The sequence below is a fragment of the Rhodococcus sp. MSC1_016 genome (assembly GCF_023667485.2).
GTDB classification, from domain to species: Bacteria; Actinomycetota; Actinomycetes; order Mycobacteriales; family Mycobacteriaceae; genus Rhodococcus_F; species Rhodococcus_F oxybenzonivorans.
In genome coordinates, this window is the sequence record NZ_JAMOZI020000001.1 from 971,033 (window position 1) to 991,282 (window position 20,250).

Consider the following 20,250-nt stretch of genomic DNA (forward strand, 5'->3'; position numbering starts at 1 on the left):
ATTTCCTGCACCGCGAGCCGGGCATCAGTCGCCGGACCTCAGGGCGATTGCGTTGGTGGCCTTCTCGGCGATGGCGGCGGCCAGGGCGAGCGCGGTCTCTGGGTCGAGGAAGGAATCGACGGCAACGCGGACCATGCCGAATCCGGTGTGCCAAACCGCTGCCAGCTCATCATCGGAGTGCCACGGGAAGTCGCCGGCGCCGGGCATGCGGAGGATCGCGTACTGCGATCCGAGCATGGTGGACAGTGCGCGGAGGTCGTCGTCGTCGAGTGGAGCGGTCATCGGTTCCTACTTCCCAGGTATTCGGCTGCGGACGCCCATGCTTCGGTTCTCGACTTCGACGGGGGTTTGCCCATGGTCGAGAGGATCGGGAGGCGAAGGTGTTTCGGGAGGGTGGCCCAGCACTCGACGCAGGCGAACCGGCCGTGCCGGACAACGCGGCCGCAGTGCCCGGGACAACGATGGCGTTTGGTGCTCACAGCAGACCCCCAACGAAGCCGTAGCTGGTGGTGCAGTTGGGGCAGGTGCCGGGTCCGGCCGCGGTCTGGCCGAGGGCGATGTACTCGCCGGTGCACACCGAGCAGGTGGCGTACATGCCGTCGACGTCCTGCGCGGGCGGTGTCGGGCACTCGGCGCACGGCAGCTGCGCCCACGCGTGCGTGGGGCAGAAGCCGTCAGCGACCGGGTTACCTTCGAGATCCCAGGACATCAGGCGGCGCCCGCCACGTACGCCCACCCGGTGCCGGTCAGGATGAGCGCCGCTGTACCGGACCAGAACCAGCACACGAATCCCATGGCCTTCCACCACGGCACGCGAACAGGATCATTGCCGCCACCGAACTGCGCATACCCGTCGTCGGCTGCGGCGGGGGCGTCGAACAGCGCCAGTGCGTCATCGCATGCGCGCTCGAAGCCCGCGAGGGTGAGGGCGTAGATCGGGGTGGGCTCGCCTTCGAGCGCGACGGAGAGGAGTTCGTCGTCTCGGATGTAGTGGATCGTCGACGGCTCCCGGACGGCGAGGAGGAGCGCATCGCGTGAGGCTTCGGTGAACTCACGGTCGGTTTCACGCATATCAAATCTCGTTTCTTGAGGGAACACGCGGCGGGGGAGTTGGAAGCCGGTGGCGGCGGGATCGCACATCTGGTGCGGGTCAACGGAACTCCACATTCGCGTTGTTGCCTGCCGCCACCGGGGGACTAGCGGACTACCGACTTCGCGAGGGTGATGCCGAGAGCGGCGACCATGTTCACTGCGAACGAGGCGGCTTCGAAACCGTCGACCACCATGGCCCGAAGGCCTCCGGTGGTCGGTTCCGAAACGGCCACTTCCTGCATTGACGCGTGGCGCTTGATTTCCTGGCGTGCGATCTGCCGCACGTCGTGCTCGGTCAGTCGCGGTTGTGCTTTAAGGTTGATCACGATCGTCCTTCTGGGTGGTTGGAGTGGATCGGGATGGCCCTCAGTTGTTCGCGCAGCTGGGGGTTGTCTTATGTGTGGTGGGGGATTCGGGGTCGAGCTTGACCTTGCGGAATTCGGATTTGATTGAATCCTCTTGCAGGATGGTGAGAGGGGTTGCGCGGCTCATGGTTTCGTCGAGCCAGGCTTGCATCGCCGGGGTCCATTTGACGGTCACGGTGCGTCTTCCGCTTTGCTGTAGAGAGCAGAGGGGCGCATCTCCAGCACTTCCGCGACCTGCGCGAACTGGTCGAGATTGAAAGGTCGTTTTCCGCTCACTCGCTGGGCGAGTGTTGAGAGCGGAATTCCTGTGCGGCGGGATACTTCTCGGCACGAGAGGCCAGCTTCGTCAAGGGCGCCCTTGACGACTTCGGCCACTGCCCGAGGTTGCGGCTGTTCCATATAGAGCACAGTACTGCTCTATATGGAGAATGACAACAGCAGAATTACAGTGGTGCAAGTCACGTTTTGCGGAGGCGGCTCAGTGCGCCAAATAGAGCACCAAGGGTTATGAGCGAGTAGTGTGCTCCATATGGCACAGAGTCCTAGGCGAATAGGTAGCTATACCGTCGCGGTTGCAGAAGAGCTCCGCGAGGCGGTCGAGCAGCTCGAGCTGACCCAGGAAGACGTCAGCGAGCGGACCGGCATCCCACGATCGACGGTCGGGAAGATCCTGCAAGGGAAGCGGGCGATGGATGTCGAGGAGATTGCCCTCCTCGCCGCGGCCGTTGGCATGAGCGTGACCAGCCTGATGACCGCGGCGGAGGAGCGGCAGGGCCGCGGCTAGAACAGTGCCGACGGCCTGATGCCCAGGAACTCGGCGATCGCGACGACGGCCTCGAGCGGCATTGAACCCGGCCGCTCGAACCAGCGCAGAAGGGCTGCAACGGTCTCGCCCACGGCGTCCGCCAACTCGTGGATCCCGACGCCGACACTCCGCATTGCGTTGAGAATGGCGGGCACGGGCTCGAGGGAACTCGCCAACACCAGAGCACGGCGGTCGGAGTTCCGCGAGAGACGGACGCGTGGCGGGGTGGACAGGGCTGATTCAGTCATCACGGAGTTTGGCATAGGAGGCGTTCTACCCTTTGCAGCAGAGGCGCCCCCCGGGGAAGTTCGCGTTGACGCCTGGTTGTTGACCGTTTGTTTACGGTTCAATTGCGAGTATCGGCTACGCCGACCCACCGTTACCTCTTACTGGTAGGTAAGTTACAGCCACTCGACCTGCACAAACTCGGGACGAAAGACTCTACCGCGGCCGCCGGGCTTGATGGTCACGTTCATCAACGAGCGAACTACGCTCCGTTTCGACGCCACGGGCATCTTGCTCCAGCGTGCTTGCGCGTTTGCGCCCAAGAGGTCGGCCACCAGCGGATTTACAACCGATTGCGCACGCTGCTCAGCAGCCAGAATCTGGGGAAGCAGCTTCGCCTCGATACGCGCGAGGGACGACGCGGTCAGTTCACCCTCGGCGGCCCGGTCGACGAAGGAATCGAGCTGGGTACGCAGTCTGCGCGCTTCCTGTGTTGCATCTAACACACCGTCGTCAGCGAGATCTTCTATCCCAGACATAGATTCACACTTACTTATGACCGCGGCCTCGATCAGTGTGTCGACAGGCTCCACGCGACGAGAGACACAACGGTTCTTCGCGCAGGCATAGGCGCTGTGACCATTGGACTTCAGGCGCCACAGCGGATCACCGCAGACACCGCACTTCGCGATCCCGCTCAACAGGTATTTCGGCGCGACACCACGGTGTGTCTTTCGCTTCGGGTCGTTGAGCAGTGACACGATCACGGCATGGTCCTCGGGACTGATCAGCGGTTCCCAGCTGCCGGGCGTCACGGTGCCGTGATGCGAACGCATGCCCGCATAGGTCGGGCGAACCATCATCTGCTTCATGATCGACGCACGCCAGGCGGGCGAGGTCCCCGGGGTCGGGATACCGCGTTCAGTCAGGTCGGCTGCGATCGAGTACAGCGATTCGCCGGCCATTACGCGTCGGGCGATCTCCCGGACGACAGGCGCCTGCTTCTCATCGGGGACCCGGTCGACAACCTTCGACCCCACGCGCACCGCTTTGTAGCCGAAGGGGACGCGCCCGTGGGCGCTGCCGTTCTTCGCGGACTGGGCGTGCGCGGCGACCATCCTCTGCCTTGCGTGGTCGATCTCGTGCCGAGCGACGGCACCGACGATGCGCGCGGTCATCTTTCCAGACGGCGTCGACAGGTCGATTTCTCCGGCCTGCACCGTCCGGACGACAACGCCCCGCCGGTCGCACAGGTCGATGAAGCCCTCGAGTTCGGCCGGCGAGCGATGCAACCGGTCTGCGTGCCAGGCCAGCACGGCGTCGGCGCGGCCGGCCTCGAGTGCATCGAGCATCGCGAGGTATCCGGGCCGGGGCTTACCCGAGTAGGCCGAGATGTCGTTGTCGGCGAAAGTCTCGACGATCGACCACCCGAGCGCAGTGGCAAGCGCCTCGCAGTCCTGACGCTGCCGCTCGATGCCGAGGCCGGCACCTTCGCGGTCTGCGGATATGCGTGTGTAGACAACAGCTCGGGTCATGACTTACAGTCTAATGGCAATACCAAGGGTTACGGTATCTAAAACAACGGTGCCGTCGGGGCCGGTGACCTTGGTGCCTGCGGTGACGTAGAGACCGGCTTCGAGCACGCAGTCGTCGCCCAGCGAGATACCGAGACCGGCGTTGGCACCGAGCAGACACCGCTTGCCGACCGAGATGGTTTCCTTGCCGCCACCGGACAGGGTGCCCATGATGGAAGCGCCGCCGCCCACATCGGATCCGTCGTCCACGACGACACCGGCGGAGATGCGGCCTTCGACCATCGAGTTACCGAGTGTGCCCGCGTTGAAGTTGACGAATCCCTCGTGCATGACGGTGGTGCCGCTGGCGAGGTGTGCGCCGAGGCGTACCCGATCGGCGTCGGCGATGCGGACACCGGAGGGCACCACGTAGTCGACCATGCGCGGGAACTTGTCGACACCGAAGACAGTGACGACGCCGCGGATCCGCAGACGGGAACGCACCTTCTCGAATCCTTCGACGGCACACGGACCGAAGTTGGTCCACACCACGTTGGACAGCAACCCGAACAGGCCGTCGAGGTTCACACCGTGGGGTGCGACCAGGCGATGCGAGAGAAGATGGAGGCGGAGGTAGGCGTCGTGGGCGTCCGCGGGCGGCGCCGAGAGGTCGGTGATCGTGGTGCGGACCACGATCTGGTCCACCTCACGCGCCTCGTCGGGTCCGGCGAGGAGTGCCAGATCGGACGGGATGTCGCCACCCTCGACCCGGACGGTGCCCGCTTCCTCGAAGGTGCCCAGCTCGGGCGCCGGGAACCAGGTGTCGAGAACCGTGCCGCCGACCGTCACGTTGGCGATGCCTACTGCTGATGCTCCCTGTGTGCTCACGGCACTAGAGGTTACTGGGTGGTCAGGGGGGTGCCCCTCCGCGGTCGTGGCAACGGGTCGTCCCCGGGAAACCCTGCAGGTCTGCGCCGGCTACGGCAGCGTGCACGACAACGCGTCCCGGCTAGCGGCAAGGCACGCCGTGTGTGGCCGCGGCTTAGGGTGGACGGGTGAGCACACTGGACCTGCATGCCGATCCCATCGACCTCACCGCCGCGCTGGTGGATATCCCGAGTGTCTCGCACGACGAGTCGGTGATCGCCGAGGTCGTCGAGTCCGCGCTGCGCACCCAGACGAACGGATTCGAGATCGTCCGCAACGGAAACGCCGTGCTGGCCCGGACCGACCGGGGGCTTCCGAGTCGGGTGATGCTCGCCGGACACCTGGACACGGTGCCGATCGCGGACAACGTGCCGTCGCGGCGGGAGGGTGACCTGCTGCACGGGTGCGGCACCGTCGACATGAAGTCGGGTGACGCGGTGTTCCTGCATTTGGCGGCCACCATCGAGAACCCGGTGCACGACCTCACACTGGTGTTCTACGACTGCGAGGAGATTGCCGCCGTCCACAACGGGCTCGGACGGATCGAACGTGAGATGCCCGAATGGCTGCAGGCGGACGTGGCGATCCTGGGAGAGCCGACGGCCGGACAGATCGAGGCCGGGTGCCAGGGAACGTTGCGTGTCACCCTCACGACCCGCGGGACGAGGGCACACTCGGCGCGGTCATGGCTCGGTGACAATGCCATCCACCGATTCGCACCCGTCCTGCAGCGCCTCGCCGACTACACCGCGCGATCGGTCGACATCGACGGCTGTGTGTACCGCGAAGGCCTGTCCGCGGTACGGGTCGCGGGCGGAGTAGCCGGGAACGTGGTCCCCGATGCCGCAGAGGTGGATGTGAACTTCCGCTTCGCGCCCGACCGCAGTGCCGAGCAGGCCGTCGAGCACGTCCGGGAGGTTTTCGACGGGCTCGAACTCGGTTTCGAGGTCACCGACCTCTCGCCGGGCGCCCTACCCGGGCTGAGCGATCCTGCGGCGGCCGCCCTCATCGAGGCCGCGGGCGGCCGGTTCCGGGCGAAGTACGGGTGGACGGACGTATCCCGGTTCTCGGCCCTCGGTATCCCGGCCGTCAATTACGGTCCGGGCGACCCGAATCTTGCGCACAAGCGGGACGAGCACGTGCCCGTGCAGCAGATTACCGACGTCACGACCGTCCTGCGGGCGTACTTGACGGCGTCCTGACTGCTCGATCGGAGGCTCGGGCCACCCGTTAGCCTGGGGCGCATGGCACCCGAGAAGAACAATCACGGTCGCAAGTCGTCGTCCGTGAAGCACCGCGGCCCGATCCAGTTGAGGCGCGCCCGCAAGGACGAGGCCACGACCACCGACGAGCGGTTGCTGGACGAGCGGGGATCGACCGACTGGGTGCACACCGACCCGTGGCGGGTGCTGCGGATCCAGAGTGAATTCGTCGAAGGTTTCGGTGCCCTTGCCGAGGTGCCCCGGGCGGTCACGGTGTTCGGCTCCGCCCGGACGTCGGTCGACCATGCGGAGTACGAGGCGGGCCGGGCGCTGGGTGCGGGCTTGGCGGAGGCAGGGTTCGCCGTCATCACCGGCGGGGGCCCGGGTGTGATGGAAGCGGCCAATCGGGGTGCCAGCGAATCCGGGGGTTACTCCATCGGCCTGGGCATCGAACTGCCCTTCGAGCAGGGACTCAACGAGTGGGTCGACCTGGGGATCAATTTTCGGTACTTCTTCGCGCGTAAGACGATGTTCGTGAAGTACTCGCAGGCTTTCATCTGCCTGCCCGGAGGGTTCGGGACTCTCGACGAACTCTTCGAGGCGCTGACGTTGGTACAGACGCGGAAGGTCACCCGCTTCCCGATCGTGTTGTTCGGCACCGAGTACTGGTCAGGGCTCGTCGACTGGCTTCGGAACACGCTCGAGCGGACCGGCAAAATCTCCGAAGGGGATGTGAACCTGCTGCACGTGACCGACAGTGTCGAGGAGGCCGTGCAGATCGTCGTCAAGGCGCAACAGGGCGTCGACGACGGCGCACTGGCCGGCACGGAGGACCAGTGGTGATGTCGAAAGGTGTTGTAGCCGAGCCGTTGTCGGTGTGCGTCTACTGTGCCTCCGGGCCGGTCGGTGAGCATTTCCTCGAACTCGCCCGCCAGATCGGAACCCACATCGGCGCCCGGGGCTGGCAACTCGTCTCGGGTGGCGGAAATGTGTCGATGATGGGCGCGGTGGCCGAAGCGGCGAGGGCTGCGGGCGCCAACACGGTGGGTGTCATCCCCAAAGCGTTGGTGCACCGGGAGGTCGCCGATGTCGACGCCGACGAACTCGTCGTGACCGACACCATGCGGCAGCGCAAACAGGTGATGGAAGACAGAGCGGACGCCTTCATCACGCTGCCGGGCGGAATCGGCACGCTCGAGGAACTCTTCGAAACGTGGACAGCGGGCTACCTCGGAATGCACGACAAACCCGTGGTCCTGCTCGACCCGGTCGGGCACTACACCGGGCTGCTGGAATGGCTGGACAGCCTGCGCGGCGGCGGATTCGTGGCCCAACGTGCCCTCGACCGACTGCTCGTCCGGACCGACGTCGAGGCTGCGCTCGACGCCTGCGTGGTCTGAGATCCGCATCCCCCCGGCGTCGTGGCGCTGGTTGTTACCGTGCAGTAAGGTGACCTGATTCATATTGCAGGCCTGAGGGGATGTCATGCGTTCTGAAGCACGTTCGACGATCAGTGTGGTCGACCTTGCCTGGCGGCTGCCGGCGATGATCCCGGAACTGCCGATCATGGCCAAGGGTGTCCGGGGCCTGATGCGCACCCCGGACGCGAAGGAATCGATCGGTCTCGTCTTCCAACGGGTGGCAGCGGCACACCCGGATCGCACCTTCCTGAAATTCGAGGGTGAATCGATCAGCTACGCGTCCGCCAATGCGCGCGTCAACCGTTACGCACACGCCCTCGCGGACCTCGGCGTCGCGCGCGGAGACGTCGTCGGGATCCTCGGAAAGAACCTGCCCGAGACGCTGCTGATCGCACTGGCGGTGGTGAAACTCGGTGCCACCGCCGGCATGCTCAACCACAACCAGCGCGGTGAGGTGCTCGCCCACAGCATCGCGCTGTTGAACAGCCGGTTGCTGGTGGTGTCCGAGGCCTGCGGTGAGGCCATGGACTCCCTCGACGAGCCACCCGCGGTGTCCTCGGTCCTGTATTACGACGACCTCGATCAGCTCGCGGAATCGGCCGAACAGGACGACCCGGATGTGTGCGAGGAGATCCAGGCGAAGGAAAAGGCCTTTTATATTTTCACCTCGGGCACGACGGGCCTCCCCAAGGCCAGCTTGATGAGCCACTTCCGCTGGCTCAAGAGCATGTCCGGCCTCGGCAACATGGGTGTGCGTCTGCGTAGCAGCGACACGCTCTACTGCTGCCTGCCGCTCTATCACAACAATGCGCTCACGGTCTCCCTCTCCTCGGTGCTGGGGTCGGGCGCCACCCTTGCCCTGGGCAAACAGTTCTCCGTGTCGAACTTCTGGGCAGACGTCGAACTGAACGGTGCCACGGCGTTCACCTACATCGGTGAACTGTGCCGGTATCTGCTCAACCAGCCGGCCGATTCGCAGGATCGGCACAACTCCATCCGGCTGATGGTGGGCAACGGCCTTCGCCCCGAAATCTGGTCGGAGTTCACCAAGAGGTTCGGCATCACGCGGGTGGCCGAGTTCTACGGGGCCAGCGAATGCAACATCGCTTTCGTCAACGCCCTCAACCTCGACAAGACCGCGGGAATCTGTCCCCTTCCCCACGCGGTGGTCGAGTACGACGAGGACAGCGGATCGCCGAAACGCCACTCCGACGGCCGGCTGCGGAAAGTGCGCACCGGTGAGGTCGGGCTGCTGCTGTCGAAGGTCACCGACAGGGCGCCGTTCGACGGGTACACCGACGAAAAGGCGACCGACAAGAAATTGATTCGCGACGGCTTCGACGACGGCGACTGCTGGTTCGACACCGGCGACCTGGTGCGCCGCCAGGGGTGGTCGCACGTCGCATTCGTCGACCGGCTCGGCGACACCTTCCGCTGGAAGGGCGAGAACGTGGCGACCACCGAGGTCGAGGGGGCGATCCTCGCGCACCCCGCGGTCGAGCATGCCGTCGTCTACGGGGTCGAGATCCCGGGAACGGACGGGCGCGCGGGTATGGCGGCCGTGACGTTGTGTGACGGCGAGAAGTTCGACGGCCGGGAGGTGGCGTCCCTCCTCTTCGAGCGGCTGCCGTCGTACGCCGTGCCACTGTTCGTCCGCGTCGTCGACTCCCTCGAACAGACGTCGACGTTCAAGAGCCGCAAGGTGGAACTGCGCAAGGAAGGGTACGACGTGGAGGACACGGCCCGGCTCTTCGTTCTCGCCGGACGCAGCAAGGGATACTGCCCGTCCTACGAGGGTTATGTCGACGAAGTCGCGAAGGGCGCGCTCCCCAGGGGGTGACGATGCGCCGCCGCCGCCCGTGAGTACTTGTTAACAGCCCACTGTTGAGAAGTGCTCACGGGTGGTTCGATTCCGCTGCGTGCCAATATGGGTGACATGGCCGACGAAGACACACCACCCGCCCCGGACTGCCCGTCGTCCACGCTCTGCGGGCGACCGGTCGCCACCGACCGCGCGCTGGTGATGGCCATCGTCAACCGGACCCCCGATTCGTTCTACGACCGCGGGTCCACCTTCACCGACTCGGCGGCGATGGCGGCGGTCGAGCGCGCCGTGGACGAGGGCGCGGACCTCGTCGACATCGGGGGTGTGAAGGCAGGGCCGGGTGACGTCGTCGATGCCGCCGAGGAGACGCGGCGGGTGGTGCCGTTCGTCGCCGCCATCCGCGAACGCTTCCCGGAGCTGCTCGTCAGCGTCGACACCTGGCGCAGCGAGGTGGCGCGACTGGCCCGCGCCGAGGGGGCCGACCTCATCAACGACACCTGGGCGGGCGCGGATCCGGCGCTCGTGGAGGTGGCCGCGGAGACCGGAGCCGGCATCGTCTGCTCGCACACGGGAGGAGCGGTACCGAGGACCCGGCCGTTCCGGGTTCGCTATGCGGACATCGTGGCCGACGTCCTGCGGGAGGTGGTCACTGCCGCCGAGAGAGCCGCTCGACTGGGCGTGCCCACCGACTCCATCCTCATCGATCCGACCCACGATTTCGGGAAGAACACTTATCACGGGCTCGAGTTGTTGCGGCGAGTGGAAGATCTTGTAAATACGGGGTGGCCAGTGCTCATGGCGCTCAGTAACAAGGACTTCGTCGGGGAGACTCTAGGGGTAGATCTCGCCGAGCGGTTGGAGGGAACATTGGCAGCGACAGCGATGGCCGCAGCGGGAGGCGCACGCGTCTTCCGCGTTCACGAAGTTGCCCCCACTCGACGAGTGGTGGACATGGTGGCCGCGATTCAGGGCAGACGCGCACCCGCCCGCACGGTGCGGGGGCTGGCATGAGCGCGGTCGGGGCGGGCGTGCCCCGCTCGATGCTGGCGGTCGACTCCCCTCGCACCTGGGCGGAGGCGAACAGCTGGGATCAGCCGTCGTGGAGTATCGCCGAACTCGAACGAGCCAAGGCGGGCAGGACTGTGTCGGTGGTCCTGCCTGCGCTCAACGAGGAAGAGACCGTCGCGGCCGTGGTCGACACGATCCACCCCTTGCTGGGCGGGCTGGTCGACGAGCTGATCGTGCTCGACTCCGGGTCGACGGATCTGACGGTCGAACGCGCCCGGTCGGCCGGCGCCACCGTGATCAGCCGCGAAGATGCTGTGCCCGCGTACCCGCCGGTGGCGGGCAAGGGTGAGGTGTTGTGGCGGTCCGTCGCCGCCAGCACCGGCGACCTCATCGCCTTCGTCGATTCCGATCTGATCAACCCGGACCCCGCCTTCGTGCCGAAATTGCTGGGACCACTGCTGACCGTCGACGGCATCCATCTCGTGAAGGGCTACTACCGTCGTCCGTTGCGGCTCAGCGGGACGGAGGATGCCAACGGAGGGGGTCGTGTCACCGAACTGGTGGCGCGTCCGTTGCTGGCGGCTCTGCGGCCGGAATTGACGAGTGTGCTGCAACCGCTCGGTGGTGAATACGCGGGCACCCGCGAACTGCTGTCGGCGGTGCCTTTCGCGCCGGGGTACGGCGTCGAGATCGGGCTGCTGCTCGACACCTACGACCGCCTCGGCCTCGGCGCCATCGGCCAGGTCAATCTGGGGGTGCGTAAGCACCGCAACCGCCCGCTGTCCGAACTCGGTGTGATGAGCAGGCAGATCATCGGCACGATGATGCGAAGGTGTGGAGTGGAGGATTCGGGGGCCGGTCTCACCCAGTTCCTCGTCGACGGCGATTCGTTCGTCCCGACGACGACGGAAGTGGCTCTGACGGATCGTCCTCCGATGAACACCGTGTGCCCCTGACGGAAGCCCGGCCTGTGGCTGCTGTCGGAGGTCCGTGACAGGATCGAAGCATGGTGACAGCCCTGCTCTATCTGCTCGTCATGGCCTTCGTCGGTGCGATGTTGTTCCTCGCCGCCAGTGCGGTGTTCGGCCGTTCCGAGGAACTGGAGCCGCTGCCTCCGGGCACCACCCTGACCGTCTTGCCGGCCCGGGGGGTAACCGGGGCGGACGTGGAGGCCTTGCGTTTTCAGCAGACGTTGCGGGGATACAAAGCGAGCGAGGTGGACTGGGCTCTGGCGCGGCTGGCTCGCGAAATCGATTCGCTGCGTGAACAATTGGCGGAGGCTGAGTCGGCGCGCGACCGTCCGGCGGAGTCGTCGTGACCGAGCCCGACGATCGAGTGCGGTGTACGTGGGCGGTCGACACGAATGGCTCCCGGCTGTACCGGGATTACCACGACGAGGAATGGGGCCGGCCGCTGCACGGGCGAAACGAGTTGTACGAGCGGCTGTGCCTCGAAGCGTTCCAGTCGGGACTGTCATGGATCACGATCCTGCGTAAACGTGATGCATTCCGTGCTGCGTTCTCCGGGTTCGACCCGGAGGTGGTCGCGACGTTCACGGAACGGGATGTCGAACGCCTTCTGGCGGACGCGTCGATCGTGCGCAACCGTGCCAAGATCGAGGCCTCGGTGAGCAATGCGCGGGCGATTCTGGAGCTGCAGGACACCGACCTCGACACCCTGCTCTGGTCGTTCGCCCCGCCGCCGCGCCCGAGCCGGCCGGCCACCGTGAACGACGTTCCGGCCGTCACCGCCGAGTCCACCGCAATGGCCAAGGAACTCAAGCGCCGCGGATTCAAGTTTGTGGGCCCTACCACGGCGTATGCGCTGATGCAGGCTACCGGGATGGTCGACGACCATGTCGCCGGGTGCTGGGTTCCACCGGCCGCCTGAGCCGCCGGTGAACGCGCCTATTTGGAACTCAGGTTCCCGGTACTCGTGTCCATAGGGAAGAATGGTTGTCACGAGCCTCGCCGAGTGATTCGGCGAGGCACCACAAGTTGTCGAGGCGCACGCAGGCAGCGCAGATCTGGAGGGAGCAGAGGATGGCGGCCATGAAGCCCCGGACCGGGGACGGTCCCCTCGAAGCAACCAAAGAGGGACGAGGAATCGTCATGCGGGTTCCGCTCGAGGGTGGTGGACGTCTGGTCGTCGAGCTCACCCCGGAGGAAGCTGCTGCACTCGGTGAAGAGCTCAAGGGCGTCACCAGTTAGTCGGGTGCAGAGAGAACCTCATGGGTCAGGCCCCGTCGCCGTTGTCGGTGCGGGGCCTGTTCCCTGTCCGGAAGGAAACGAGGCGCGCGCTCGTGTTGTCTGATGTGGTGGACCTGCTTGCCTGTCCGCAATGCGGGGCCGGCCTCGAACTCGACGAAAATACGCTCCTGTGCGACGCGGGCCACAGCTTCGACGTGGCCCGCCAGGGTTACGTCAGCCTGATGACCGGCGCCGGCGGCAAGTTCGAGGGTGACAGTCCCGACATGATTGCCGCACGGGCCGATTTTCTGGCGGGTGGGAGCTTCGACCCGTTGATGGACGCCGTCGCGGACGCGGTCAGAGTTACTGCGGACGCGGTCAGAGTTACTGCGGACGCCGTCAGAGTTACTGACGATCCCGAGCCGGCGATTCTCGAGATCGGCGCAGGCACAGGTCACTACCTTGCCCGTGTCCTCGACGCGGTTCCGACGGCCCGAGGCATCGGGCTCGACGTCTCCAAATACGCGGCCCGCCGCATCGCCAAGGCGCATCCGCGTGCGGGGGCGGTCGTCGCCGACGTCTGGCACCACCTGCCGGTGCGCGACGGAGTCCTGAGCCACGTGTTGTGCGTGTTCGCGCCGCGAAATGCAGAGGAGGCGCATCGAGTGCTCGGCGACGGCGGCGCACTGGTGGTCCTCACCCCGACCGAGCGACACCTGGCCGAACTCGTCGACCTCCTCGGCATGGTGCGTGTCGACGACCGTAAGGTCGAGCGGCTCGGTGCGGCCATGTCCGGGCGCTTCGACCGCACCGACGTCAGGGACGTCGAGTACCCGATGTCGCTGACGCACGACGACCTCACGCGCCTGGTCGGCATGGGACCCTCGGCTCGCCACCTCACACCCGAGCGGCTCGCGACCTCGATCGCCGACCTGCCCCGCGCGTATCCGGTGACGGCGTCCGTGACGGTCTCCACATACCGGCGCCGCTGAGAAGGCCGTCCCCGGCAGTCGGTTCAACGCCGGGAGAGGGCGTCCTGGTACACGTCGAGGGTCTGCTGTGCGATGGCGGCCCAGGAGAATTCGGCGATGGCACGGGCGCGCCCCGCCTTACCCATCGCGGCGGCCGCGGCGGTATCGGAAGCGACCTCGTTGACCGTCTCTGCCAGAGCATGTTCGAAACTGTCCGGCTCGTACGAGTTGTAGTGCACGAGACGACCGGTGACGCCGTCTTCCACAACCTCGGGGATGCCACCGACGTCGGATGCCACTACCGCCGTCTCGCAGGCCATCGCCTCGAGATTGACGATGCCGAGCGGCTCGTACACGGACGGGCATACGAATACTGTTGCCGCTGCGAGGATTTCTCGCACCTTCTCGGTCGGTAGCATTTCGCGTACCCAGAACACATTGCCCCGGTGAGCGGCGAGGGCGGCAACGGCCTGCTCGGTTTCCGCGGCGATCTCCGGTGTGTCCGGAGCGCCCGCGCAGAGCACCAACTGGATGTCCGGCGCGAAATGGTGTGCGGCCGCGATGAGGTGCCCGACACCTTTCTGCCTCGTGATGCGACCGACGAAGGCGACCATCGGCTTGTCGGGGTCGACGCCGATCGTGGTGAGCGCGGACCGTCCCGGACCGGAAGGCCCGGCATGCCACACCGAAGTGTCGATCCCGTTGCGTACCACGTGGACCCGGGCAGGATCGACCGACGCATACGCGTCGAGCACGTCGAGTCGCATCCCGGCGCTGACGGCGATCACGGCGTCTGCGTGCTCGACGGCGTTGCGCTCGGACCAGGAGGAGACCCGGTAGCCACCACCGAGTTGCTCCGCCTTCCACGGCCTGCGGGGTTCGAGTGAGTGAGCGGTGAGGATGTGCGGGACGTCGTACAGTGCGGCCGCCAGATGTCCTGCCAGCCCGGTGTACCAAGTGTGCGAGTGCACGACGTCGGCGCCGGTTGCGGCGTCCGCCATGCGCAATTCGGCAGACAATGTCGCCAGTGCGGCGTTGGCTCCCGTCAGTGCCGGGTCGGGATTGTGCACGAAGGCGCCGACGCGCGGAGCACCCATACAATGCACGTCCACCTCGCACAGCTGCTTCAACTGAGCAACCAGCTCGGTGACGTGTACACCGGCACCGCCATAGATCTCCGGTGGATACTCCTTGGTCATCATCGCCACCCGCACGCGCCTAACGTAACCGTCCGGGCCTGTTCGGGCCAACCGATGTCGGACACATTCGGATATCGGACGAATGGTGACTCGGCGCTTCGCTGGCGGGGGGAGGGGCCGCCCGATAGGTTGACAGGGTGAGGAGCCAGCCACATGTGCTTGGAATCGTGCTCGCCGGCGGCGAGGGCAAACGTCTCTATCCGCTCACAGCGGACAGGGCGAAGCCGGCCGTACCGTTCGGCGGTGCCTACCGGCTGATCGATTTCGTGCTCAGCAATTTGGTCAATGCGGGATATCTCCGCCTGTGTGTACTGACGCAGTACAAGTCGCACTCGTTGGACCGCCACATCTCTCAGACGTGGCGGTTGTCGGGATTTGCCGGGGAGTACATCACTCCGGTGCCCGCGCAGCAACGTCTCGGCCCACGCTGGTACACGGGCAGCGCGGATGCGATTCTGCAGTCACTGAACCTCGTCTACGACGAGGACCCCGAGTACATCGTCGTGTTCGGCGCCGACCACGTGTACCGCATGGACCCCGAACAGATGGTGCAGCACCACATCGATTCCGGTGCCGGCGTGACGGTCGCCGGAATTCGTGTGCCGCGCAGCGAGGCCTTCGCGTTCGGGTGCATCGACAGCGACGAATCCGGCCGCATCGTGCAGTTCCTCGAAAAGCCCGCGCATCCGCCCGGCACACCGGACGACCCCAACATGACGTTCGCCTCGATGGGAAACTACGTCTTCACCACCAAGGTGCTCGTCGACGCCATCCGCGCCGACTCCGAGAACTCCGACTCCGACCACGACATGGGCGGCGACATCATCCCCGCGCTCGTGGAGGCCGGTGAGGCGTCGGTCTACGACTTCAAGGACAACGTCGTTCCCGGCGCCACCGACCGCGACCGTGGTTACTGGCGGGACGTCGGAACACTCGACGCCTTCTACGACGCACACATGGACCTGGTGTCGGTCCACCCCATCTTCAACCTCTACAACCGTCGATGGCCGATTCGCGGTGCGACGGAGAACCTGGCGCCCGCAAAATTCGTGAAGGGTGGGCTGGCTCAGGAGTCGGTGGTGGGCGCCGGGTGCATCCTCTCCGCAGCGACGGTCCGCAACTCCGTTCTCAGTTCGAACGTGATGATCGACGACGGCGCCACCGTCGAGGGCAGTGTGCTCATGCCCGGCGTGCGCATCGGCAAGGGCGCTGTGGTGCGCCGCGCCATCCTCGACAAGAACGTGGTGGTCGGAGACGGCGAGATCATCGGCGTCGACCTCGAACGGGACAAGCAGCGCTTCGCGGTGAGCAACGGCGGGGTCGTCGCCATCGGCAAGGGCGTGTGGATCTAGCTCACAGCTTGGACGCGCACAGCAGGCCGTCGCCGATCGGCAGGAACACCCGGATCAGCTGATCGTCCTCGGCCAGAGCCTTGGCTGCCTCACGCACAGCGACGGTGGCGGCATCACGCTGGCTCGGATCGACCACACGTCCCCCGTGGAGCGCGTTGTGCAGGACGATGGCGCCGCCGGGACGCAGGAGCCGGACGCCCTCACGCACGTAATGCGGGTGGTCGACGGGTGCACTGTCGACGAAGACGAGGTCGTACGCGCCGTCGGCGAGGCGGGGGAGCACATCGAGGGCGCGTCCGTTGATGAGTCGCGTGCGTGCGGGCGCGATGTCGTTGCTCCGGAAGGACAACTTGGCGGCGCGCTGGTGCTCCGGTTCACTGTCGATGGTGGTGAGAACGCCGTCTTCGCGCATGCCGCGGAGCAGCCACAGGCTGCTCACACCTGCGCCCGTGCCGACCTCGACTACTGTCTTGGCGTCGAGCATGCGGGCGAACAGAGCGAGAGCAGCACCGACCGCGGGCGGTACCGGTGCGGCACCGAGGTCGTCCGCCCGCTCCCTGGCCGCACCGAGGGCCTCGTCCTCACGGACGGCCCCTTCCGCGTGGGTGAGTATCCGTTCGGCGTTAGTCTGCACGCACATGAGGCTATCGGGGTCTCGTCATCGCCGCTGCGAGGCGCGCTCGATGCCACCCGATCGGCGTGTGCGCGATCCCCGGTCAACAGCGAAATTCTCAGGAATACCTCAGCTTGCTCACACCACACACATATCGCGGTGGGAGAGAGTATGACCATCGCCAGATCCGAAGACCGCACGGCGGGCAGATTGCAACGAGGTGAAGTACAGGCGGGGGCCCGGGAACAATTCCGGACCGTCGGGAGTTGTCCCCTAATACCACGTGACGTGATCCGCGGTCCTGACCAGGAGGATCCACTTAACTCGATGAGTAACCACACAATGGCGCGAGACGGTGACAGAACCGAGCAGCCGGGTGTCGAGCCCGTGCTGGTCGGTGGTGACGCCGTCTCTGAACCCGAGCTGACGGGCACCGCTGTGTTCGACGCCACCGGCGAGAAGTCGGCCATGCCGTCCTGGGACGAACTCGTCCGGGAACACGGCGACCGTGTCTACCGTCTGGCCTACCGGTTGTCGGGCGACGCGCAAGACGCCGAAGACCTCACCCAGGACACGTTCATTCGCGTGTTCCGCTCCTTGTCCGACTATCAGCCCGGCACCTTCGAAGGCTGGTTGCACCGCATCACCACCAATCTCTTCCTCGACATGGTCCGCCGCCGCAATCGCATCCGCATGGAAGCGTTGCCCGAGGACTACGACCGGGTCCCGGCCGACGGGCCAAACCCCGAGGAGATCTACCACGACGCCCGGCTCGACGCCGATCTGCAGGCAGCGCTGGACTCGCTGGCACCGGAGTTTCGCGCCGCCGTCGTGCTCTGTGACATCGAAGGTCTGTCATACGAGGAGATCGGTGCCACACTGGGTGTGAAACTCGGAACCGTGCGCAGTCGCATCCACCGCGGCCGTCAGGCTCTGCGTGAGCATCTGGCTGTGAACGGAAAGGTTGACTCCGATCAGATCGGTGTCGGGTAGTTATCAGGAGGGACGAATGACGCAGGGGCGTGTACCTCGCCAATTTGGCTCGACGGAGCATTTGGCGAGTGAGGCGATCGCCGCCTTCGTCGACGGTGAACTCCGTATGTCCGCCTACCTGCGGGCGGCCCACCACCTGTCGATCTGCGCCGAGTGCGCGTTCGAGGTGGACGCACAGCAGCAGGCGCGGCGGGCTCTCCGTCGCAGTGCCGACGTGGCGATGCCGTCGGGCCTTCTCGGTCTGCTGAGCCAGATCCCCAGCTGCAATTCGGGCGAACCCGCCGACAAGGCCCCGTTTGCCGGACCCACTGCGGACTCGACGGTGAGTAGTCGGCTGTGGTCGCGGCGCTGGCGCCGTTGACCCTCTCGGTACCGGGGACGGCGGTGTCCGTGCGCCCGCAGTCATCGGTGATACTGGAGTCATCGGTGATACTGGGGCCCGGAACTGACTCTTACGAGGGGGACACGACAGCGTGACGGCGGATTACAAGACCCCGGCTACCGACGCTGCGGAATCCGATGCTCGGGCGTCGGGGGACGGCGCTCGCGCGTCGGGGGACGGGGCCCTGCGGCCCGCCGACGCTCCGAGACTCGACCCCCGACCGGTCTACCGGCCGCAGATCGACGCAGCGTCCAGTCGTGCATTCGGCCGCCCCGGTGGGGTCACCGGCTCCTTCGCTCCGTCCGGCGCTGAGCGTGAGAGCGAACCGGCCGTCAAGGTACGCACCCCCGACCCCGTCCTCGCGGAAGCTTTCGGCCGACCGCCCGGTGAGACGGAGACCATCCAGCGCGATCCCCACACCACACCGGAAGCAGCGCCCGACGAGGCACCCCCTGCCGACCCCTGGCGGAACCCCGAAGCGGGAGTCGAACTGGGATCGCCCGCCCTGCACGCCCGGGAACGTACGGAGCCCCCTGCCCCGGCCCTCACGGCCCGCGAAGTTCTCTTCGGTGGCAAGGTCGCACCCCGCGCACTCGCGGCACTGGGCGCACTCGCACTGGCGATCGGCCTGATCGGCGGGCTCCTCGCCGCGGTCATCACCGCTGACCGCAGCTCCCTCACCAGCCAGCGGGTCACGCTCGCGCAGAACGGCGGAGACGAAGACCTCGGACAGTCGCAGGTGGCTCAGGTCGCCGACGCCGTGCTCCCCGCCGTCGTGTCGATCCAGGTGGCGGTCGGTGATCAGGGAAGCACCGGTTCGGGAGTCGTCATCGACGGTGCCGGCTACATCGTCACCAACAACCACGTCATCTCCGCCGCGGCCACCGCGCCGGACGGCGGCAAGATCCAGGTGATCTTCGCGGACGGCACCAAAACCGAGGCACAGATCGTCGGGCGCGACATCAAGATGGACCTCGCCGTGCTCAAGGTGGCGGCCGACAACCTCACCGTTGCGGAGCTGGGCCGGTCCGAGGACGTGCAGGTAGGTGAGGACGTCGTGGCCGTCGGTTCGCCGCTCGGCCTCAGCAAGACCGTCACACGCGGAATCGTCAGCGCCCTGCACAGGCCGATGCGGCTGTCGGGCGAGGGCTCCGACACCAACGCCGTCATCGACGCGGTTCAAACGGACGCCGCGATCAACCACGGCAACTCGGGCGGCGCGCTCGTCGACGACACCGGACGCGTCATCGGCATCAACACCGCCATGCTCAGTGAGTCCGGCGGATCGGTGGGCCTCGGCTTCGCAATTCCGATCGACGACGTCACGACGGTGGCGCAAACCCTCATTCGCGACGGGGAGATGCACCACCCCGAAATCGGGGTCAATGCGCGCACCGTGGTCAACGACAACACCAGCGGCGCAGAGGTGGCCAACGTCCAGTCGGACAGTCCTGCGGCGCAGGCCGGCATCGTGGAGAGGGACGTGATCGTGAAGGTGGGGGATCGGACGGTGACCAGCGCAGACGAACTCGTGGTCGCGGTCAATCTCCAGAAGATCGGCCAGCCGGTGAGGGTTCAGCTGATCCGTGAGGGGCGGCTCGTCGACGTCGACGTGACCCCGGCCTCGGATTGACTCCCGATTCGTTGTGAGTTCCCCTTCCGCCTGGGCGTCGGCCCGTACCGCACAGTAGGCTGACCACGTGTTCGGCAACATTGGTTGGGGCGAGTTCATGGTCCTCCTCGTCGCAGCTCTGGTCATTCTGGGACCCGAGCGGCTTCCGGGAGCGGTCAGTTGGGTCACGCGATCCTTGCGGCAGGTCCGCGAGTACGCGAGCGGCGCGAGCCAGCAACTGAAGGATGAACTCGGACCGGAGTTCGATGATCTCCGCAAGCCGCTGGCCGACCTCAATCAACTTCGCGGTATGACCCCCCGCGCCGTGATCACCAAACATCTGCTCGACGGCGACGATTCGATTCTCACCGGCAACTTCGACAAGCCGAATACGGTGTCGTTCGACAAGCCGGGAACGAAGGCGGTCAGCGCCGATCCGTCGACGCCCGCCCCGCCGCAGAACACGCCGCTCGCTGCAGGCGAGCGTCCCCCCATCGACACCGACGCAACCTAGGCCCTCCGGGCTCGTGCGCCTTTCTGGTTGTACCTGCTACC

The 20,250-nt window shown here is 66.1% G+C and carries 26 protein-coding genes and 1 pseudogene; 16 read left to right on the forward strand and 11 right to left on the reverse strand.

Translation table 11 applies throughout. The features are described 5' to 3' along the window. Positions 1 to 24 precede the first annotated feature (24 nt). From L1080_RS04520 to L1080_RS04545, 6 genes are all read right to left on the reverse strand, one after another. Positions 25 to 282 (reverse strand): hypothetical protein, encoded by a 258-nt coding sequence (locus L1080_RS04520; RefSeq protein ID WP_250777353.1) that lies wholly within the window; start codon positions 280 to 282, stop codon positions 25 to 27. A gap of 193 nt (positions 283 to 475) precedes the next feature. Further along, positions 476 to 709 (reverse strand): hypothetical protein, encoded by a 234-nt coding sequence (locus tag L1080_RS04525; protein ID WP_250777351.1) that lies wholly within the window; start codon positions 707 to 709, stop codon positions 476 to 478. After that, positions 709 to 1,071, reverse strand: a complete 363-nt coding sequence (locus L1080_RS04530) for a hypothetical protein (RefSeq protein WP_250777349.1) — start codon at positions 1,069 to 1,071, stop codon at positions 709 to 711. The genes L1080_RS04525 and L1080_RS04530 overlap by 1 nt, the downstream gene beginning before the upstream one ends. Positions 1,072 to 1,196: 125 nt before the next feature. Beyond that, the gene (locus L1080_RS04535) at positions 1,197 to 1,418 is read right to left on the reverse strand and encodes a hypothetical protein (protein ID WP_250777346.1); all 222 of its coding nucleotides are present in this window, start codon (positions 1,416 to 1,418) and stop codon (positions 1,197 to 1,199) included. Positions 1,419 to 1,458: 40 nt separating this feature from the next. Continuing rightward, positions 1,459 to 1,632, reverse strand: a complete 174-nt coding sequence (locus L1080_RS04540) for a hypothetical protein (RefSeq protein WP_250777342.1) — start codon at positions 1,630 to 1,632, stop codon at positions 1,459 to 1,461. After that, positions 1,629 to 1,832: a helix-turn-helix domain-containing protein gene (locus L1080_RS04545; protein ID WP_250777339.1), complete on the reverse strand. Its 204-nt coding sequence runs from the start codon at positions 1,830 to 1,832 to the stop codon at positions 1,629 to 1,631. Before L1080_RS04545 ends, L1080_RS04540 begins: the two co-directional genes overlap by 4 nt. 154 nt (positions 1,833 to 1,986) lie before the next feature. On the opposite strand from L1080_RS04545, the gene L1080_RS04550 reads away from it, so the two are divergent. Next, complete coding sequence (locus tag L1080_RS04550) at positions 1,987 to 2,241, forward strand: helix-turn-helix domain-containing protein (RefSeq protein WP_250777336.1); 255 nt, start codon at positions 1,987 to 1,989, stop codon at positions 2,239 to 2,241. Here the strand turns inward: L1080_RS04550 and L1080_RS04555 are convergent. The 3 genes and pseudogenes from L1080_RS04555 to dapD form a co-directional block, all read right to left on the reverse strand. Beyond that, positions 2,238 to 2,510: a helix-turn-helix domain-containing protein gene (locus L1080_RS04555; protein WP_250777331.1), complete on the reverse strand. Its 273-nt coding sequence runs from the start codon at positions 2,508 to 2,510 to the stop codon at positions 2,238 to 2,240. The two genes, L1080_RS04550 and L1080_RS04555, sit on opposite strands and share 4 nt — an antisense overlap. A gap of 153 nt (positions 2,511 to 2,663) precedes the next feature. After that, the gene (locus L1080_RS04560; RefSeq protein ID WP_250777328.1) at positions 2,664 to 4,022 is read right to left on the reverse strand and encodes a recombinase family protein; all 1,359 of its coding nucleotides are present in this window, start codon (positions 4,020 to 4,022) and stop codon (positions 2,664 to 2,666) included. 42 nt (positions 4,023 to 4,064) lie between these two features. Further along, positions 4,065 to 4,889: pseudogene (dapD, locus tag L1080_RS04565) on the reverse strand (2,3,4,5-tetrahydropyridine-2,6-dicarboxylate N-succinyltransferase); the annotation flags it as partial. Between the two features lie 167 nt (positions 4,890 to 5,056). Here dapD and dapE point away from each other — a divergent pair. The 10 genes from dapE (at position 5,057) to L1080_RS04615 (ending at position 13,565) form a co-directional block, all read left to right on the forward strand. Further along, positions 5,057 to 6,130: a succinyl-diaminopimelate desuccinylase gene (gene dapE / locus L1080_RS04570; RefSeq protein WP_250768651.1), complete on the forward strand. Its 1,074-nt coding sequence runs from the start codon at positions 5,057 to 5,059 to the stop codon at positions 6,128 to 6,130. 42 nt (positions 6,131 to 6,172) lie between these two features. Then, positions 6,173 to 6,973 carry an LOG family protein gene (locus L1080_RS04575; RefSeq protein ID WP_159925414.1) on the forward strand — a complete coding sequence of 267 codons (801 nt, stop codon included), beginning with the start codon at positions 6,173 to 6,175 and terminating at the stop codon, positions 6,971 to 6,973. Continuing rightward, a complete protein-coding gene (locus L1080_RS04580; protein WP_250768654.1) occupies positions 6,973 to 7,530 on the forward strand; it encodes an LOG family protein in 558 nt (185 codons plus the stop codon). The genes L1080_RS04575 and L1080_RS04580 overlap by 1 nt, the downstream gene beginning before the upstream one ends. An 85-nt stretch (positions 7,531 to 7,615) precedes the next feature. Further along, on the forward strand, positions 7,616 to 9,391 hold the full coding sequence (locus tag L1080_RS04585) for a long-chain-acyl-CoA synthetase (RefSeq protein ID WP_250768657.1): 1,776 nt from the start codon (positions 7,616 to 7,618) through the stop codon (positions 9,389 to 9,391). A gap of 96 nt (positions 9,392 to 9,487) precedes the next feature. Beyond that, positions 9,488 to 10,387: a dihydropteroate synthase gene (gene folP / locus L1080_RS04590; RefSeq protein WP_109335250.1), complete on the forward strand. Its 900-nt coding sequence runs from the start codon at positions 9,488 to 9,490 to the stop codon at positions 10,385 to 10,387. Continuing rightward, on the forward strand, positions 10,384 to 11,340 hold the full coding sequence (locus tag L1080_RS04595) for a glucosyl-3-phosphoglycerate synthase (RefSeq protein WP_250768660.1): 957 nt from the start codon (positions 10,384 to 10,386) through the stop codon (positions 11,338 to 11,340). Before folP ends, L1080_RS04595 begins: the two co-directional genes overlap by 4 nt. 50 nt (positions 11,341 to 11,390) lie before the next feature. Continuing rightward, positions 11,391 to 11,702 (forward strand): DivIVA domain-containing protein, encoded by a 312-nt coding sequence (locus L1080_RS04600; RefSeq protein WP_109331868.1) that lies wholly within the window; start codon positions 11,391 to 11,393, stop codon positions 11,700 to 11,702. Further along, positions 11,699 to 12,274 (forward strand): DNA-3-methyladenine glycosylase I, encoded by a 576-nt coding sequence (locus L1080_RS04605; protein WP_250768665.1) that lies wholly within the window; start codon positions 11,699 to 11,701, stop codon positions 12,272 to 12,274. Before L1080_RS04600 ends, L1080_RS04605 begins: the two co-directional genes overlap by 4 nt. A gap of 152 nt (positions 12,275 to 12,426) precedes the next feature. Then, positions 12,427 to 12,594, forward strand: a complete 168-nt coding sequence (locus tag L1080_RS04610) for a DUF3117 domain-containing protein (protein ID WP_003936084.1) — start codon at positions 12,427 to 12,429, stop codon at positions 12,592 to 12,594. A 92-nt stretch (positions 12,595 to 12,686) separates the two neighbouring features. Next, positions 12,687 to 13,565: a putative RNA methyltransferase gene (locus L1080_RS04615; RefSeq protein WP_250769173.1), complete on the forward strand. Its 879-nt coding sequence runs from the start codon at positions 12,687 to 12,689 to the stop codon at positions 13,563 to 13,565. A 23-nt stretch (positions 13,566 to 13,588) separates the two neighbouring features. Here the strand turns inward: L1080_RS04615 and glgA are convergent, their stop codons facing one another. Next, entirely contained in the window at positions 13,589 to 14,758 is a 1,170-nt protein-coding gene (gene glgA, locus L1080_RS04620) for a glycogen synthase (RefSeq protein WP_250768668.1), read from the reverse strand. Positions 14,759 to 14,880: 122 nt separating this feature from the next. Between glgA and glgC the strand changes: the two genes are divergently transcribed. Beyond that, the gene (gene glgC, locus L1080_RS04625; protein ID WP_109331864.1) at positions 14,881 to 16,095 is read left to right on the forward strand and encodes a glucose-1-phosphate adenylyltransferase; all 1,215 of its coding nucleotides are present in this window, start codon (positions 14,881 to 14,883) and stop codon (positions 16,093 to 16,095) included. Position 16,096: 1 nt separating this feature from the next. Here glgC and L1080_RS04630 read toward each other — a convergent pair whose 3' ends face one another. Further along, entirely contained in the window at positions 16,097 to 16,735 is a 639-nt protein-coding gene (locus L1080_RS04630) for an O-methyltransferase (RefSeq protein ID WP_159925418.1), read from the reverse strand. 300 nt (positions 16,736 to 17,035) lie between these two features. Between L1080_RS04630 and sigE the strand changes: the two genes are divergently transcribed. The 4 genes from sigE (at position 17,036) to tatB (ending at position 20,209) form a co-directional block, all read left to right on the forward strand. Next, positions 17,036 to 17,701, forward strand: coding sequence for an RNA polymerase sigma factor SigE (sigE, locus tag L1080_RS04635; protein ID WP_374433207.1), 666 nt, complete (start codon positions 17,036 to 17,038; stop codon positions 17,699 to 17,701). Positions 17,702 to 17,717: 16 nt separating this feature from the next. Then, entirely contained in the window at positions 17,718 to 18,062 is a 345-nt protein-coding gene (locus tag L1080_RS04640; RefSeq protein ID WP_109331858.1) for an RNA polymerase subunit sigma-70, read from the forward strand. Positions 18,063 to 18,174: 112 nt separating this feature from the next. Then, positions 18,175 to 19,716, forward strand: a complete 1,542-nt coding sequence (locus L1080_RS04645; RefSeq protein ID WP_374433210.1) for a S1C family serine protease — start codon at positions 18,175 to 18,177, stop codon at positions 19,714 to 19,716. A gap of 67 nt (positions 19,717 to 19,783) precedes the next feature. Continuing rightward, on the forward strand, positions 19,784 to 20,209 hold the full coding sequence (tatB, locus tag L1080_RS04650; RefSeq protein ID WP_159925420.1) for a Sec-independent protein translocase protein TatB: 426 nt from the start codon (positions 19,784 to 19,786) through the stop codon (positions 20,207 to 20,209). Positions 20,210 to 20,250: the final 41 nt, after the last annotated feature.